The following is a 14,489-nucleotide window of genomic DNA, read 5'->3' as shown; positions in this document are numbered from 1 at the left end:
TGATTTTTTGATAAACATCAATTTGGATATAAAAATTTAGCTTAATTACCATAAAACGAGACTGAAAAAATAGGTGGCTGGAAAAAATCAGAAAACTTATATATTGAATTTTTATATCATTGTCAATTTGAATATATTGGGAAATAATTATTTCTCTGTATTATAAAAATAAAGTTAATAAATTGATGCTGGGATAATTACAGAATCTCTACTTCCAGATTCGATATATTATAAAATTAATGTTAGAAATTGGAGATAATTTTATTGTATTGAATAACGTGGTCTGGAAGAGAATTGGCTTTTTGTACTATGATCGACTTTTGAAAAAACGAGATTGAAAAATCAGGTCGGATTATATATACGGTATTCGCTCCATAATTGACCGGCTCTGCCTTCTTTTTTTTATATTTTTTATTGCCATATTGCTGTAAATCAGTTAATTATATTGTTTCACTAATATACAAAAGTGAAACAAATGTGCTTTTGCTCTTTGTTTTGCCTATTCTTTTGTTTTTGATACTCTTTTGAAATAATTACAAATTTATCCTTTTGTGTATGTGATTTGTTCCCGTTCCTTTTTGCATCCAGGTAACAACATCTCGCGCGCGTATATGTGTGCACATGTGTGTACATGTGTCACGATTTGCCCTAATAAGTAACCACGCATACACGCGCACGTGTTGGAGTACTTATATTGTTGATTCTCAATTACTTATAGATTTACTTGTTTTATTTGTGTTTTTATGTATCTGAAAATCAGATGTTTATAAATTATTTTTAGTCTTAAAACGAAATTAATTGATTATTTATTTGTGTATATCAAAACATTGCCATATCTTTGCAACGTCAAGTTAAGATAACGGCTACTTGATAAAGTGTTTACTTTCCGTTTTGGTTTTATCTGTAAACCTACAAAAAGCGAAAACCGCAAACAGATACGAGATAATAAACGTAATTAATAACCGTAAAAACAAGAAGTAAGAAACGGACAAAAGAAAGTAGTACATAAAAGCAAAAGGAGTGCGAAAGCGAAAGCAAAAGCGCACGCCCAGACATAAAACGGGATGTTTTGTGAACGGGGAAAGAATACCCATAACTGTAATGGTCAGTTATTAAAGATTGTCATGCAAACCGTCGCTGGCACTATGGGGGAGCTATATACATAAGTCTGCTACAAAAGCGTGCCATAGGTGCGTAGCTCCATGCAGCAAAAGGGAAAAGTGTAAACTTTGTGCTATAGTTGTGCCCAGTTGCCGACTGCATACCGAAAAACGGATGTTTACACAAAGGTGTGAAAATCTGCCCCTAATGCGAACTGAGAAAGATATATGCCCTTGCGTATATATGTAATCACCAACGCAACGCAGCCCTAACAGTGAAGAAGTGTATGCCAAAAGTGTGCTTTAACGGTAACGATGGAAATTACCTACCACATAGGCGAAAGCGTATGTAAAAAACTGCAATTCAATCGGTTTGGTTGCAGTTGGTGAGCACTCATACACAAGGCGCACGGCTCCGTTGCGCTGTTAGTGACGGGCAAAAAGTTGTACATAGAGTGTGCTGGATAGGTGAATGTCCAGTATGCTCTGATTGGGCTTTAACGCAATCGAAAGCGTGTAAACGTTTTCGGTGGTGCGTTCCTATTTTGGTAGGTCGGGGTTCGATTCCCCGATTGCCTACAATGCGCTATTGCAGAAAATTCCTAAAAAACAGTAATCATGGGAACAATTAGTAGGTATAACAGTGTACAATTTGAGAACTTAAACGCAAATGAGTTGGTAGGCGTAACTTTGGTGTATAAGAGTGTAAACCGTGACGGAGAAACGCATTATTCAGGACTGAATTTTGCCGGTGATGAATACACGCCAAAGGATAAGACACAGGACGAGATTTTCCGCGTGTGGAAGAATGTGGTAGCTACGTTCTGGACTGTGAAAGCGGTGGAAGCTGGGTTGCGTGAAGATAATGGTGGTATTGCATCCAAATTGCGTAGCGGTACACCGGCTGAAATCATAGTGCGTACAAGTGATTGCAAAGTATCAAAGAAGTGGGATGTTGAGGGAAGTGTATGGAGCCGTATTGGTTTGGTGCCTACAAAGAAAGACCTGGATTGTGCAGCGCGTGATTTTAAGAAGAAAATTCATGCTGCTACAAAAGCGTCTTTCGATGCTCTGAAATTCCGTTTGAACTTTGAAGAAGTAGTCGCAAAAGCCGCTAACTATTATGAAATCTTGGGTGTGAAGCATGATGCTACGGAAGCGGAAATTAAAGCTGCATACAAACAAGCTGCTAAATCTGCTCATCCTGATGCCGGTGGTTCCAATGAAAAGATGCAAGAGGTAAATGCAGCATGGGAAGTTCTGGGAAATGCTCAAAAGCGTGCGGAATATGATGCGCGAATGGCTGCATAACTAAAGAACTGGTAAGTCATAACATATATAGCACGTCTGGAGGTGAATATAGGCGTGCTATTTTTATGGGTAAAACGAACGTGGAAGCGTAGCGTGCAAGAAGTGCGAGTCTTTGTTACCCACTTTAATTGTGGCATGTACTTTTGAGTGCGTGCTATTTTTGTGTCTGATTGTAAACCTTTAAAAAATAAAGCATGAAACGAGCAAGAATCCAAAGAACGAGCGTGAAAATCATTTCTACCTCTTGTGCAAATATGACATTCTATTTGCCTAAATCTCAAAATGTTACCGTGAAGCGAAAAACTGTGTATGATTTATTTAAAGCGTAAATCTATGAAGAAGTATGTTGTGGTATATAAGCGGAAAAAGTATATCAAAGTAGCTACTGCAATTGGTAGTAAATTCTATAGAATCTTGGTAGTTATATGCCTGTTGTTTTCCTGTATTGCGATAAATGCCAAAACTGTAAGGGTATTTACAGGAAACATACAGCGCGTGGAGAAGACTATGAGAATAGATGGAAACACTTACTTCCTAACATTGAAAGATGGTACCATGTACCAACTAGAGGATGAGAAGCAATATAGTATTGTATTGGGGAGTTGGAAATATTTCAAGTTTATAATGATTGATGTGAAAGATAATGGCAAAAAAGAATGATATAGCCAGTTTCTTCTACTATATGTGGAATTGCTGGGATGAGCATGAATGTGCTGTTGCTTTTGAAAAAGCCGAATGTGGATGGAGGCATTTATGGAATAAGTATCGTGAATATAATAGTCAAAATGGTCATTATGGAGCGGTAGAAGAATTTTTCGCCAATTTGGATGACAGGAATCAGAACTTACTTGTAGAGCGTGCACTGGAAATGTACAGCGGTAAAAAACGTATCAAATGAAAAAGATATTCAAAGTAATCGTGGGATGTGTTATTGTTATACTAACATTAAAAGCTTGCCGCTTGAATTATGTGTGCGATGTAGTCGATAGCATCCCAAAAGAAATCCGAGAGCGCATAATTACAGAGCATCCCGAATGTGCCAATATTGATTTGTTGGTGAAATTCTGGGAGACTAAAGGAGATTCCCTTGTTTCTGAAATTGCTAAGGAACAAATATATGACTGTGAACTTACCGAGTATTTGAAACTCCATCCTGAAGAGAACAATTAATATCAAGACAATAATGGAAACAAAAGTGTGTAAAGAATGTGGTCAGAGTTTGCCCAAATCAAATTTTTCTAAGAACAAGGCAACCAAAGATGGGTTGGCAAACTATTGTAAGAAGTGTGACAAAGAAAGAAGACGCAAATCCAGTGGGGGCATAACTCAACAAGGAGTAAAAGCTACTCTGAAAATGTCTGACTTTGATGACAACATGTTGTTTGCTGAATTGCGTAGACGTGGATACACTGGAGAATTACGTTATTCCAAAGTAGTAAATATATAGGTATGTACACAAGTTATGGCTGGGAATTGACTAATCTTTTGCAGGGACAAGATGAGGAATATCTGCTTGAAGTGTTAACGGAAAATTACAGACGTTTGAGAGATGTGCCAGATCATCTTATTGTGACATTGCTTGAATACCGTGGTTATACTGGAAGATTGATAAAAAGTGAAAATTAAAATAAAGAAGTATGATACCAGAAATTATTGAACAAATGCGCAAAGAGTTATACGATACTAAATTGTGCATCTCTGATTTCGAGAAGTATGATTTGAAAACTCTTGAAAAGACCAATGAGCCATTTTTTTGGTTAGTGCGCACACACGGAACACATTTGTGTTTTATTGGCCCCAGTGTAGAAAGTCTTTTTTCGTCAGAAAGTAACCGGTTTGCAATTATGAAAGATTCTCATGCTATTATTGCAAGTATTGTTTATTGGGACGATTTGGACTATAATAAGTATTTTTATTGGGATGGAGCACAGCTTCAGAAAGTATCCAAGGATAAGGTTATTTCAATATTCAATAATATTTGGGGAAGCCGGATACATCAACTTTCCATTCAATACCCTGAAGAGTATGCAGCCATAAACAAACCATTGGAATTAAAAATGTCCCCAGAAATATCAGAGCGTGTAAAAGAGGTCAAGAATATTGCTTCGGAATTGCAAGATTCAAGTTTTGAAGATTGCTTGAAAAGTCTACAAAAATGGGTGAGATTTGCCGTTAACCAACATATTGAAATATATGGTGATTTTGCGAAAAATAGCTTTGGATTCTCTGAGGTGGTAAATGGCAAACGCAAAATTTGCGGCGGGATAATTATGTCCCCAAATGCGACTGAAAGACGTTGGAGTATTCATACATAAAACTGTTGTAATATGAAGTATTCAGTAAATCCTAATCTCAATGCTGTTATGAATAGTATTGAGAAACTATTGTTATCCAAAGGAAAGGATAAGCAAGAGAGTATTCAAATTATTAAGAGGTATATAAAATCATTTCCTAAAGAACCGGATTATAACTTGGCACAACATGGAGGTATGCTTGTTTCCCCTTATGATGTGAGAGAATTGAATATTAAATGCGGTTATAGTGCTGTTGTTCAGAACAGAATCTCTGATGGGAGAGTCTGGAATGAATACTTGCTGCGGGTAGGAAGAGTTGCTAAGGAACTTTTAAAAGCAAACGAACTATGAAAGTTATATCAGAAATTTCACTTCGAGATTTCAAATTTTGGAGTGGGGGTGAGGATCGGGCAAAGAACTGTACCGATGAACAACTGGATAAAATTGAATCCATAATGGAGAGTGCTGCTCCTGAAAGTGGTTGGACCGATGATGACATAAATAATTTCTTTTGGTTTGACTTTGATACAATTGCAGACTGGCTTGGATACAAGGATGGAGAACATTTTGATGCAGGAGTTAGTGAAGATGATGTGAAAGAAGCGCAAGATTGGTTTGACGGTATCACAGACACCGAAGATATGATTGATATAGCCAGCCTTGACAGAGAAGACTATATTTCTACAGATGAAAATGGGGAAGAAGAATTTGATGAAGATCTTGTTTACTATGACTTTTCAAATTGGTGGAACAATATGGATGATATTGAACAAGTGAAAGAGTATCGTAAGCACGAGTAAAGTGTTATGGTAGAAATCCGGGTTCGATTCCCGGAACACTACATATATTTGTTGTTTCCATGTGTGTTGTTCGACATGTTTTTGTTTGAAGGGTGGCGCGATCAGAATGTTATTGTTCTGGTTGCGCCTTTTCCTTTAAAGTTAAAGCGAGTTAATATTCAAAAAGTGGACAACTATGGACACCATCAAAAAACTATTCGATAATAAAAACAAAAAGAAATATGCAAAAGGAATTGTTAGAAATAGAATTTCGTTATCATGACAGACCGATAGGTAGCTGCCCAGCTACTTCTTGTAGTAAGACAATTGCCATAGGTATATTTGATACTTTGGAAGAAGCAGTCAAAGCTGGTAATGAAACATTGAAGGTGTTGTCAGAACATTTCCAAGTAAGATCAGATGACCGATTTAAAGTTCGTGGTTTGTTTGGCACTCCAGATAGACTTGTAACAAATTGTTGTTATACAACTAAAGGGATTGCATATTTTGCAAAAATTACTCCTCTAAAATTTGATGATCTCTCTGAAACTATAGCAGAGACATTTAAAGCATACGATAGATACAGACAATATAGACGTGAACAAAAAAACGATGAATAATATGGATGTAATAGTCTTAAATCACAAAAACAAAGTATCCTTGCAGGTACAGCATGTAGATATTGGTAGTTCTATTGATTTGCATTTTCCAAACGAAAATCAATCATTTGATGCTTTTCAGAAACTTCGTGAAATAGGTGTGAGATGTTTTCATGCTGGTAAAAATGCTCCTTGTGGGGCTTCTGTAATGATGTATTCTTATGGTAATGATAATCTTCAACTTCAAATAAAGTAGTAAAATGGAAGAAAAGAAGTATATAAATATTGATAATATGGCGACACGCCTTTGTCAAATTCTCAAAGATGCACGTGAAAGCATGGTTGATGATAAAAATAAGGATTTTATCATGGAGAACTTTTCGGATGAATATCTGGAAGATTACAGTAATGTAATGGCTTGGCAATTTAATTCTGATATGAAGAAATACTTGCATAATCCGGACCATAGGATCTGTGGTAATTTTAATAACATTGATTATGACTACCCTTATCATATTTATGGAGAGGTTACATACGACACACCTCTTGTAAATGCTATGATTGCTAGGTTAGATGCCGGTGAAGACAGCGAACAAGCTAACGAGGACCGGGACTTTCTTGTTGACTGGTTCTTTGAAACTTTTGGAACATGGGGAATATCCTATAATTTCCAGTCAAATATATCAGAGTTCCTTTATATGGAGTTTAAAAACCAACAATCTTAAATCAATGAAAACAATAACATTGCAACTGTACACTTTTGATGAATTGTCGGAAGAGGTACAAAAAGAAATTATTGAGCGTGAACGCTGGAATATAATGGATCAGTGTATGGAGGCTTACGGTTCAGATTATGTAACGTCTCTAAGAACTTTCGAGAAATTGACAAATACCCAATCATGTAGTTGGAGTGTTAATTATAGCGGATACAATTTTAATTTTAAATATAATAATAATCCCATTTTTGAGTGTCCAATAGATTGCAGTAATGATATTTATGCAGAGGAATTATGTGGTAAACTATTATTTCGATATATCAATAATAATATTATGCCATACATTACACAAGGTAGATATTATTCATCTTCAGGCAAATATATAAATGAAAAATACACTTACAAATACAGACGAAGCCGTATTATCAAATCTGTAGGTGATGATTGTCCACTAACAGGTATGTGTTATGATTTCTACTTGCTTGAACCTATCATCAAATATTATAAAACTTGGTGCAGTTATCCGGACAACTTTTCGCTCACAGACTTAATAGAACAATGCTACGACAGTTTTTTCAAATGCTGGCATGAAGAATATGAGTATTGGGCCAATGATGAAAATGCAATCCGGGAGGAATTACATAACAACCAGTATGAGGACAGGTTGTATTATATGGATGGAAGAGTCTATAGTGGACCGTTAGATGATGTTGCATAATTAAAATTCAAAAAACAATGATACTCAATATAGTAAAAAATGGTACAGATTCTTCAAGTATTTTAGAATGCGTGAGAAAAACTTTCAATAACTCAAAGGTCAGTATTAAAACAGACTATGAAATATCTGTTGATATTGAAGTAGTTGGCGAGGGTGGACTGCACAGTTTGGAAGGACTAAAAGAACTGGAAGATTATTTTAGAGACTATGACATCAGGGTTTGGTAATTTTAAGTGGTCAAGAAATGAACGGAGAACAGATAATACCGCCAATTACTGATCCATTAGGGAAACATTGGCAACAACCTCACAGAAGATTTATTGAACTGGACAATACCCATGCACTTATGAGCGAACAAACGTTCAAGGGATTAAAAGAATATTCTACCTCAATACCCACAGGAAGATACGAAGGTAAAATGTGGAAAGGATTTACAAAAGGAGAATGGTATCTTGTATGGTTCGCTCCTGACATAAATCACAACTTACTTCGTATAGAAAGAAGGATAATATTAATAGTGTAAAATAAAATAAGAAAGGAGTAAAATAATGAGTCATTTTGTAGTAATGGTCATTGGTGATGACGCAGAAAAACAATTAGAAAAATACGACGAGAGTTTGGAACTTCCTCCGTATATAAAACACACAAAGGATGAGCTAGTAGCTTTGAAAAGAAAAGAGATTGAAGATTATCGAAACACTGTATATGCAAAGTATCTGGAAAACAAAGAACTTTATAAACAGGGTTGTGAAAATGAAAGACATATAGAATATCTGGAAAACGAGTTTCCTCAAAAGTTACATTGGAGTGATGAACAAGTATATCAAGATGCTATAAAATACAGTGAAATAGACGAAAAAGGGAACGTTATTTCAACATATAATCCGGATGCTAAATGGGATTGGTATGTAAGAGGTGGCAGATGGGCTGGATACCTCTGGCTGAAAGAGGGAACTGAACCATTGGTACCTGTCAATTTCTCATGGGGATGGAGCGAAGAAGAAAAGCAGAAAGTTATTGATGAAAACAGAGCAGATGTAGCCGTAAAAAAAGACATTGCTAATTTGGATAATATTATACCATTTGCTATTGTTAAAGATGGTCATTGGTATGAAAAAGGACAAATGGGCTGGTGGGCTGTTGTGCTGAATGAGAAAGATGACCATATCTGGGAAGAAGAAGTGAAAAAACTATTAGAAGGACTTTCAGAGGATACTATCATTTCGATTTATGATTGTCATATTTAATATATAACAGATTAGAAATGAGTAAAGAGGAATTGATAAATCAAATAATTGCAATAATTGGATCTGATGATAATTTTGATAATCAAATTTCCGATTATGAACATGTTTCAATGTCGCGTCCAGAAGATTTGATTCAAGATAGGACATCGTTTGAACAGATGGTTTTGTACGCTAATGAAATGATGTATAAAATCGAAAATGTGAGAAATTTGGTATTAAATGAAATAGATTAATATTCAAAGTGGAAAGATATGATATTATTTGAAAACCCACCTACTGTCTATTTTGAGAAAGTAGAAGATTATGAAGAAAAATCGACTCCGTGGAGACGGGTTCCTCCTACATATAAAGGCTCCTCAACAAAAAATGGACGTAACAAGAAGCAAATAAGAAAAGACCGGAAACGAAATAAGAAAAGATAATTATGTCACAAAAATCAATGAAACTCCCAAAACTGTATAGGATCATCGTTGATGTCCAATTTGGAGACATGCTGGACGAATGCAATAAACTGTATGATGGCGAAGGGTATGGAACTGTCTTTACCGATGCGAATGGAGATGCTGTTATTGACTATCTTAAACAATGGGATAGTGATGAATGGACTGACGATGATATTCGCAGCGAAGAACCAAGGTGGGTGAATAATGGCACTGATTCCGTACATCAAAAGGATGGATACACCCTTATTTACAACTCAACTATTGGTGGTGTATATATGCTGTATCGTGAAGCAAATGATGCTGAAATAGAATGGTATAATAACAATTGATATGTATGAAAAATGAAACAAAAATAACTTTCGTAAAATCTCCAGAAGAAGGAGAAATATGTGCTGTATTTGTGAATGAATTTTGGGATAGGTTCAAAACTAAATTGACAAGCTATATGCACATCGGACAACACGCCGGTTGCTCTCCTGACATTCTGAAAAATTGGCCTTTAGCTACTGAACAAGAATATCGGTCATTGTTAGAAGAACTTAACACAATAGGATATGAAAACATCAAAATCATTCAATCAAGAATACATTGAGAAAGCGAAAACGCTAATCCATGAGATCCTCGAAGATAAAAAAGAGTACGATGACTGGACTCAAATCTGTTTTTCCATGCAAAATGCAGTACAAGCTGCGGCTAATATATGGGGAATATCATCAGATGAACAGATTAATAAAATGAGATCCTTTATTACAGAAATGGTTTTTACAGAACTTTCAAATCTCAAACAGTTTGACATAGTGTTTAAAAAGAAGGGGGCACAAGTAGAAAGGTCATTAGACACATTGTATTGCTCAAAATGTGGAAGCAGTGATGTTGAAAAGAGGGTATGGGTAAATCCGAATACACGTGAAATCAGATGCAATGATTCAATTGAGGTGACAGATTGCTGGTGTGGCATTTGTGAAGAGCATGTAGAATTATGCACCCTTTCAGAATTATGGGAAATGTTTGGAGACATTCCGGTCAATAACGATGATGAGATTGAAGAAGACTTTCTCAACTTCCCGGCCGGAACCTTAAAGATTGATGTCTGGCATTGGTTTGATGAACGATGTCCTAACAATTTACACGATGATTTAATGTATTTTAAAAACGATGCCGTATAAATCAGAAAAGACTCGTATCGCTGGAACCCAATATGATAGACGAATAAAGCTCACTCCAGACCAAAAAGAATATATAAAATGGTTGAGAGAAAAGCAATTAATCAGTTACTCTAAACTTGCTAAAATATTTGGAGTGAGCAAGCGTCTTATTCAATTTATTTGTTGCCCAGACAAATATTTGAAAAACAAAGAGAGTTTAAAACAACGTAAAGCAGAGGGGAGATACAAACCTACAAAAGCAGAATGGGCAGCAACAATTCGTGAGCACAGGAGATATAAGGAACAACTCAAAAAGAAAGGAGATATAAAATGAAAGATAAGATTCTTACAATGTTCTTCGACATTAATAGATGGACAAAAGCAATTGAGAAAGGCGTTCTGAAGGATATTCGGAAGAGCGAACTTATCAAACTGACAGAAGAACCAACCAGAATTCGTATGGCAGAAGCTATGTTGAATGGTAAATATCAAATAACACCACCACATATTGCACAAATTCCGAAGGATAACGGAGAGTTTCGTACTGTATATGTCAACGAACCTATTGATCGTATAATCCTAAGCATCGCGAATGATTTGCTATTTGATTTAATGCCAGAGATGATTCATCCTGCTTGTAAATCTTATCAGGTCGGTATTGGTTGTGGTAAAGTGGTTTTGGAAGTAAGTCACACAATTGTTAACATGAAAAGTGATGGTTATGTGGGCTGGAAGTCTGATTTAAGTAAATATTTCGACTCTGTTCCTATCCAGTTTATTGACGCAGCCTTTGATAAAGTGGAAGCTAAGTGTGGTCATTCTGTGTTAATTGATGTATTAAGAAAATACTATCATTGCGGATTGTATTTCGATGAGAACAACGAACTGCATGAGAAATATCAATCACTTAAACAAGGATGCGCAGTAGCAAGCTGGTTAGCCAACGTGTTGCTATATAGCCTAGATGATGAACTGTCCCAATTGAATGGGTTTTACGTAAGGTATTCGGATGATATGTTGTTCGTTGGTCCGGACTATGAAAAGGCTATGACCATTTTACAAAAGAGATTGGCCGAAAAATCAATGAATTTGAATCCCAAGAAAGTAGAGTACCTGACTATGGACAAGTGGTTCAAATTTCTAGGTTTCAGCATTAAGGGAAGTATGATTTCTTTCTCTCCCAATCGTCTTAAAACCTTCCAGAAAGAAATAGAATCAAGAACCATCAGAAAACGTGGTATTACGTTGAAGAAGGCTGTGGATTCGGTTAACCGATATTTATATAAAGGCAATGGAGAATATAGTTGGGCGACTCAGACCCTTCCAGTATGTAATGTTCGGGTTGATATTAATGAATTGAATAAATTCGTAATGGATTGCCTTAGAGCCGTTGAAACTGGGAAACATAAAGTTGGTGGCCTTGGCTATGTTAAGGATAAGCCGGATGGTTGTGTTGTTAGAGGCATTGGTCGGAACGTAAAGGCTAATCGAAATAAATCTAAAAGTAAAGAAATTGAAGGTTATTTGACAATAGGTTGTATGCAGAATGCTATTTTGACCAGAAGAGCAGCGTACAATACTTTAGTGTCAATATTGTAACTACAATCTGAACACACAGTAAATGAATCCGAGGAACAAGTGTTTAATATCCAGATTATATATTAGGTACCCCGATTCTATCCTTGAAGGATTACATCCTTCAGTATCTACTCCGGGTACCATATAATCATCTGGATTATATCAATGAAGATAAATAAATGTGTCGATTGTTATGAGGGTTTATAAAGCAGCACAGCAGGCAAGTTCAAGAAGAAAATTTCATATTCTAAAGTATGAACTATTGATCGTTCACCGGAGGTTACAAGGCTGCATAGCCTCTCACCTCAGGTTCTCGATCAGGTCATATTTATAATTATCATGAGAGTAAAGTGATGTGCCATTCATTTGAGGACTTGTAAAATAAGCGAAATACATTCGAAGTTATTCAAGGAATACATTTGTTTACTGTTCCGGTGAGCAGCTTCCTGGATCTATGAGTCGATAACTCATCTGCTCCAGGAATATCCAACCGGAATACATCTATTGGGTAAAGTAATGTATCAGTATTATGAGGATAACTATTTAGCACAGATATGTAATTCAAGAAATATCATTTATATAGCTGGTTATATATCAGGAAGGACCGAGTACTAATTGTCCTGGTCCGTTCCTGATCACACCAGCTCTAAATCGAATAAGTATAGAAATGTGCCAATATTTTGAGAATTACAACTTATTACTTAACACAAAGTTTACAGTCTGGGATTTAGTAATTTAACATACTGGACAAGATATGATGTCCGCGTGATGACGGTCATCCTATGTATGACCTAGGATTACGCGGGTATCTTACTTGATACAGTATATATCATAAACATATAGACATGTGTCACGCTAAATGGGGGCTGTTTTATAAGTAACACAACTTTCATTTATACAAGAACCTTGCGTTTAACAACTATCCGACAATTACGCCGGCATCTACGGTTTTATAAACCTTTATTCCGGCGTATTCTGGATGTTAATATCAGGCTTTTAAAGAAATGTGTCAAAGGTTTGAGTATAAAATCAAAAGTAAACATTATGAAAAATATTTATCAAGAATCAATACAGGCTGTAGAGAACGGAACCAAGTTTAAAGTAGATTTTAAAACACGAAGTTTCAAACTTAATGGCCAATATATTATACAGAATTCGCAGTATGAGGGAAACTTAGGTGTGGAATTATGCGCTTCTCTTGATGAGTTTCTGTCTAATGTAGAGCATTTATATACTCGATATAAACATTCTATTCCATCAACAATGAGTGAATGTAAAAACCGAAAATACTTTAAAGCTTTGTCTGATAAAGATTTGGAGGATGAAGACATGTTGTTTGGAGTTGGTCGAGATATAGCACAAGTCGAATTGGAATTATACATTCTCTGTCAAATAATATTGGGTATAGGTTGGGATGCTAATAAAATGGGTAAATGGTTTTGGCAAAGCAACAAAGATAGAGATTTAGTAATTCTCAAAAACTGGGTTACAGTAGAGAAATAAATAATCAGACTAAAAATTAAATTATTAATAAGTTATGAAACAGTTAAAATTTGAATGTCCTGAGTGTGGTACCGAGTTTACGCTTACAGCTAATCAAACCAAAGCTAAGGAGCGTATTGAAGCTCTAAAGAAAGCCGGTGTTGATGTTAGTGAGCTTTTTGCAATGCAAAGTGCAGATGGTTTGGAGTTTATAGCCTCAAAAAGAGATGGTGTCATTAGTATCTTGGAAGAAGATGATCCAATCTTCCAGGCCATTATAATTCAAGGCACAATTCCTAATCGCCAATTATTCAGACGTTGGGTAATGGCACAGATGTTCCGCATAATTTATATAGCCACCAATACCCACGGTGCTTATAAGCCGATTGGAGTTTCAGAGGTGATTCATAGTATGGGATATGAATATCAGTGGAAGATGTTAAATAACGAGTTGTACGCCCAGCACAAAATGATGCAGAATGGTGATGTTGATAATTTCAGAGATCGAAATCGCTGGTTCAACAAAAGAGTGGTATTAGATATGGCAAAGGACTATATCGAGAAACTCAAAAAGAGATTTGATGAGTTGAAATTAAGAAAATGTAAAGGGATACCGTATAAACGCATAAATGGTCAAAATATTTTCGTGGATGATTTTGATAAAAAAGTAATCAAGCCATTGTTATTTGCAGTACATAAAATACAACATTCCGAAAACACTTATGAACTTTGGCATTCGGTGCAGGAGTTCAATAAAAGGCGTATCAAAATGCATTGGGATACTCCTCAAAATGCAGCATGGCTAGATGCTTACAAAGGATCTGGAGCGTTCTTTACGATGCAGAACATGATTCGTTTTCATAATTGTGTTATCATAGATGACAATGGAAAAACATTAGGTAAAAACGCGTCCCTTGCCTTTTTGAATAAGAAGGCAAAGTTGTATGAGAATAGAGAAGGTTGGCGTTTGATTGGTATGTTGAAGAAAATGCTAGATGACAACAACATTGATGTGGTTGCTAAAATGAAGGAATGGCGTAAATAACTTAATCAAGGCAGTTTTCATAAACCAGTTTA

At 35.8% G+C, this 14,489-nt stretch carries 25 protein-coding genes; all 25 read left to right on the top strand.

Translation table 11 applies throughout. From position 1 onward, the window contains the following. Window positions 1-1,718: 1,718 nt before the first annotated feature. A complete protein-coding gene (locus tag KTR07_RS05950) occupies window positions 1,719-2,411 on the top strand; it encodes a J domain-containing protein (protein WP_109115720.1) in 693 nt (230 codons plus the stop codon). Between the two features lie 333 nt (window positions 2,412-2,744). Further along, a complete protein-coding gene (locus KTR07_RS05945; RefSeq protein ID WP_225472617.1) occupies window positions 2,745-3,071 on the top strand; it encodes a hypothetical protein in 327 nt (108 codons plus the stop codon). Next, window positions 3,055-3,309 (top strand): hypothetical protein, encoded by a 255-nt coding sequence (locus tag KTR07_RS05940; RefSeq protein WP_055268798.1) that lies wholly within the window; start codon window positions 3,055-3,057, stop codon window positions 3,307-3,309. The genes KTR07_RS05945 and KTR07_RS05940 overlap by 17 nt, the downstream gene beginning before the upstream one ends. After that, window positions 3,306-3,581 carry a hypothetical protein gene (locus KTR07_RS05935; RefSeq protein WP_008768594.1) on the top strand — a complete coding sequence of 92 codons (276 nt, stop codon included), beginning with the start codon at window positions 3,306-3,308 and terminating at the stop codon, window positions 3,579-3,581. The genes KTR07_RS05940 and KTR07_RS05935 overlap by 4 nt, the downstream gene beginning before the upstream one ends. A 13-nt stretch (window positions 3,582-3,594) precedes the next feature. Beyond that, window positions 3,595-3,858: a hypothetical protein gene (locus KTR07_RS05930; RefSeq protein WP_032555573.1), complete on the top strand. Its 264-nt coding sequence runs from the start codon at window positions 3,595-3,597 to the stop codon at window positions 3,856-3,858. Window positions 3,859-3,860: 2 nt separating this feature from the next. Further along, window positions 3,861-4,037, top strand: a complete 177-nt coding sequence (locus KTR07_RS05925) for a hypothetical protein (protein WP_008647785.1) — start codon at window positions 3,861-3,863, stop codon at window positions 4,035-4,037. 11 nt (window positions 4,038-4,048) lie between these two features. After that, window positions 4,049-4,726 (top strand): DUF4120 family protein, encoded by a 678-nt coding sequence (locus KTR07_RS05920; protein ID WP_008768595.1) that lies wholly within the window; start codon window positions 4,049-4,051, stop codon window positions 4,724-4,726. Window positions 4,727-4,738: 12 nt separating this feature from the next. After that, a complete protein-coding gene (locus KTR07_RS05915) occupies window positions 4,739-5,056 on the top strand; it encodes a hypothetical protein (protein ID WP_008647782.1) in 318 nt (105 codons plus the stop codon). Beyond that, complete coding sequence (locus KTR07_RS05910; protein WP_008768596.1) at window positions 5,053-5,505, top strand: hypothetical protein; 453 nt, start codon at window positions 5,053-5,055, stop codon at window positions 5,503-5,505. Before KTR07_RS05915 ends, KTR07_RS05910 begins: the two co-directional genes overlap by 4 nt. 221 nt (window positions 5,506-5,726) lie before the next feature. Next, a complete protein-coding gene (locus KTR07_RS05905; RefSeq protein WP_008768597.1) occupies window positions 5,727-6,104 on the top strand; it encodes a hypothetical protein in 378 nt (125 codons plus the stop codon). A 1-nt stretch (window position 6,105) separates the two neighbouring features. After that, a complete protein-coding gene (locus KTR07_RS05900) occupies window positions 6,106-6,339 on the top strand; it encodes a hypothetical protein (RefSeq protein WP_128131928.1) in 234 nt (77 codons plus the stop codon). 4 nt (window positions 6,340-6,343) lie between these two features. Next, window positions 6,344-6,808 carry a hypothetical protein gene (locus KTR07_RS05895; protein WP_008768598.1) on the top strand — a complete coding sequence of 155 codons (465 nt, stop codon included), beginning with the start codon at window positions 6,344-6,346 and terminating at the stop codon, window positions 6,806-6,808. A gap of 4 nt (window positions 6,809-6,812) precedes the next feature. Continuing rightward, the gene (locus tag KTR07_RS05890) at window positions 6,813-7,517 is read left to right on the top strand and encodes a hypothetical protein (RefSeq protein WP_008768599.1); all 705 of its coding nucleotides are present in this window, start codon (window positions 6,813-6,815) and stop codon (window positions 7,515-7,517) included. 17 nt (window positions 7,518-7,534) lie between these two features. Continuing rightward, a complete protein-coding gene (locus tag KTR07_RS05885) occupies window positions 7,535-7,744 on the top strand; it encodes a hypothetical protein (protein ID WP_032555576.1) in 210 nt (69 codons plus the stop codon). A gap of 17 nt (window positions 7,745-7,761) precedes the next feature. Then, complete coding sequence (locus KTR07_RS05880) at window positions 7,762-8,040, top strand: hypothetical protein (RefSeq protein ID WP_128131927.1); 279 nt, start codon at window positions 7,762-7,764, stop codon at window positions 8,038-8,040. A 25-nt stretch (window positions 8,041-8,065) separates the two neighbouring features. Further along, the gene (locus KTR07_RS05875) at window positions 8,066-8,764 is read left to right on the top strand and encodes a hypothetical protein (protein ID WP_008768600.1); all 699 of its coding nucleotides are present in this window, start codon (window positions 8,066-8,068) and stop codon (window positions 8,762-8,764) included. Window positions 8,765-8,781: 17 nt separating this feature from the next. After that, complete coding sequence (locus KTR07_RS05870; protein WP_032555580.1) at window positions 8,782-8,997, top strand: hypothetical protein; 216 nt, start codon at window positions 8,782-8,784, stop codon at window positions 8,995-8,997. Between the two features lie 18 nt (window positions 8,998-9,015). Continuing rightward, window positions 9,016-9,186 (top strand): hypothetical protein, encoded by a 171-nt coding sequence (locus tag KTR07_RS05865; protein ID WP_155272570.1) that lies wholly within the window; start codon window positions 9,016-9,018, stop codon window positions 9,184-9,186. A gap of 17 nt (window positions 9,187-9,203) precedes the next feature. Continuing rightward, a complete protein-coding gene (locus KTR07_RS05860) occupies window positions 9,204-9,536 on the top strand; it encodes a hypothetical protein (RefSeq protein WP_225472616.1) in 333 nt (110 codons plus the stop codon). A gap of 5 nt (window positions 9,537-9,541) precedes the next feature. Beyond that, window positions 9,542-9,799, top strand: a complete 258-nt coding sequence (locus KTR07_RS05855; protein ID WP_008768602.1) for a hypothetical protein — start codon at window positions 9,542-9,544, stop codon at window positions 9,797-9,799. Further along, window positions 9,762-10,373: a hypothetical protein gene (locus KTR07_RS05850; RefSeq protein WP_008768603.1), complete on the top strand. Its 612-nt coding sequence runs from the start codon at window positions 9,762-9,764 to the stop codon at window positions 10,371-10,373. Before KTR07_RS05855 ends, KTR07_RS05850 begins: the two co-directional genes overlap by 38 nt. After that, a complete protein-coding gene (locus KTR07_RS05845; protein ID WP_008768604.1) occupies window positions 10,363-10,686 on the top strand; it encodes a hypothetical protein in 324 nt (107 codons plus the stop codon). Before KTR07_RS05850 ends, KTR07_RS05845 begins: the two co-directional genes overlap by 11 nt. Then, entirely contained in the window at window positions 10,683-11,951 is a 1,269-nt protein-coding gene (locus KTR07_RS05840) for an RNA-directed DNA polymerase (RefSeq protein WP_055268802.1), read from the top strand. Before KTR07_RS05845 ends, KTR07_RS05840 begins: the two co-directional genes overlap by 4 nt. Window positions 11,952-12,974: 1,023 nt before the next feature. Continuing rightward, entirely contained in the window at window positions 12,975-13,433 is a 459-nt protein-coding gene (locus tag KTR07_RS05835; protein WP_055268803.1) for a hypothetical protein, read from the top strand. A 34-nt stretch (window positions 13,434-13,467) separates the two neighbouring features. Then, window positions 13,468-14,457 carry a hypothetical protein gene (locus KTR07_RS05830; protein ID WP_055268804.1) on the top strand — a complete coding sequence of 330 codons (990 nt, stop codon included), beginning with the start codon at window positions 13,468-13,470 and terminating at the stop codon, window positions 14,455-14,457. The last annotated feature ends 32 nt before the right edge of the window (window positions 14,458-14,489 follow it).

The sequence above is a fragment of the Bacteroides sp. MSK.20.82 genome (assembly GCF_019052485.1).
GTDB classification, from domain to species: domain Bacteria; phylum Bacteroidota; class Bacteroidia; order Bacteroidales; family Bacteroidaceae; genus Bacteroides; species Bacteroides thetaiotaomicron.
The sequence above is the reverse complement of the archived record's forward strand: the minus strand, read 5'-3'. Positions and strand labels throughout refer to the sequence as shown.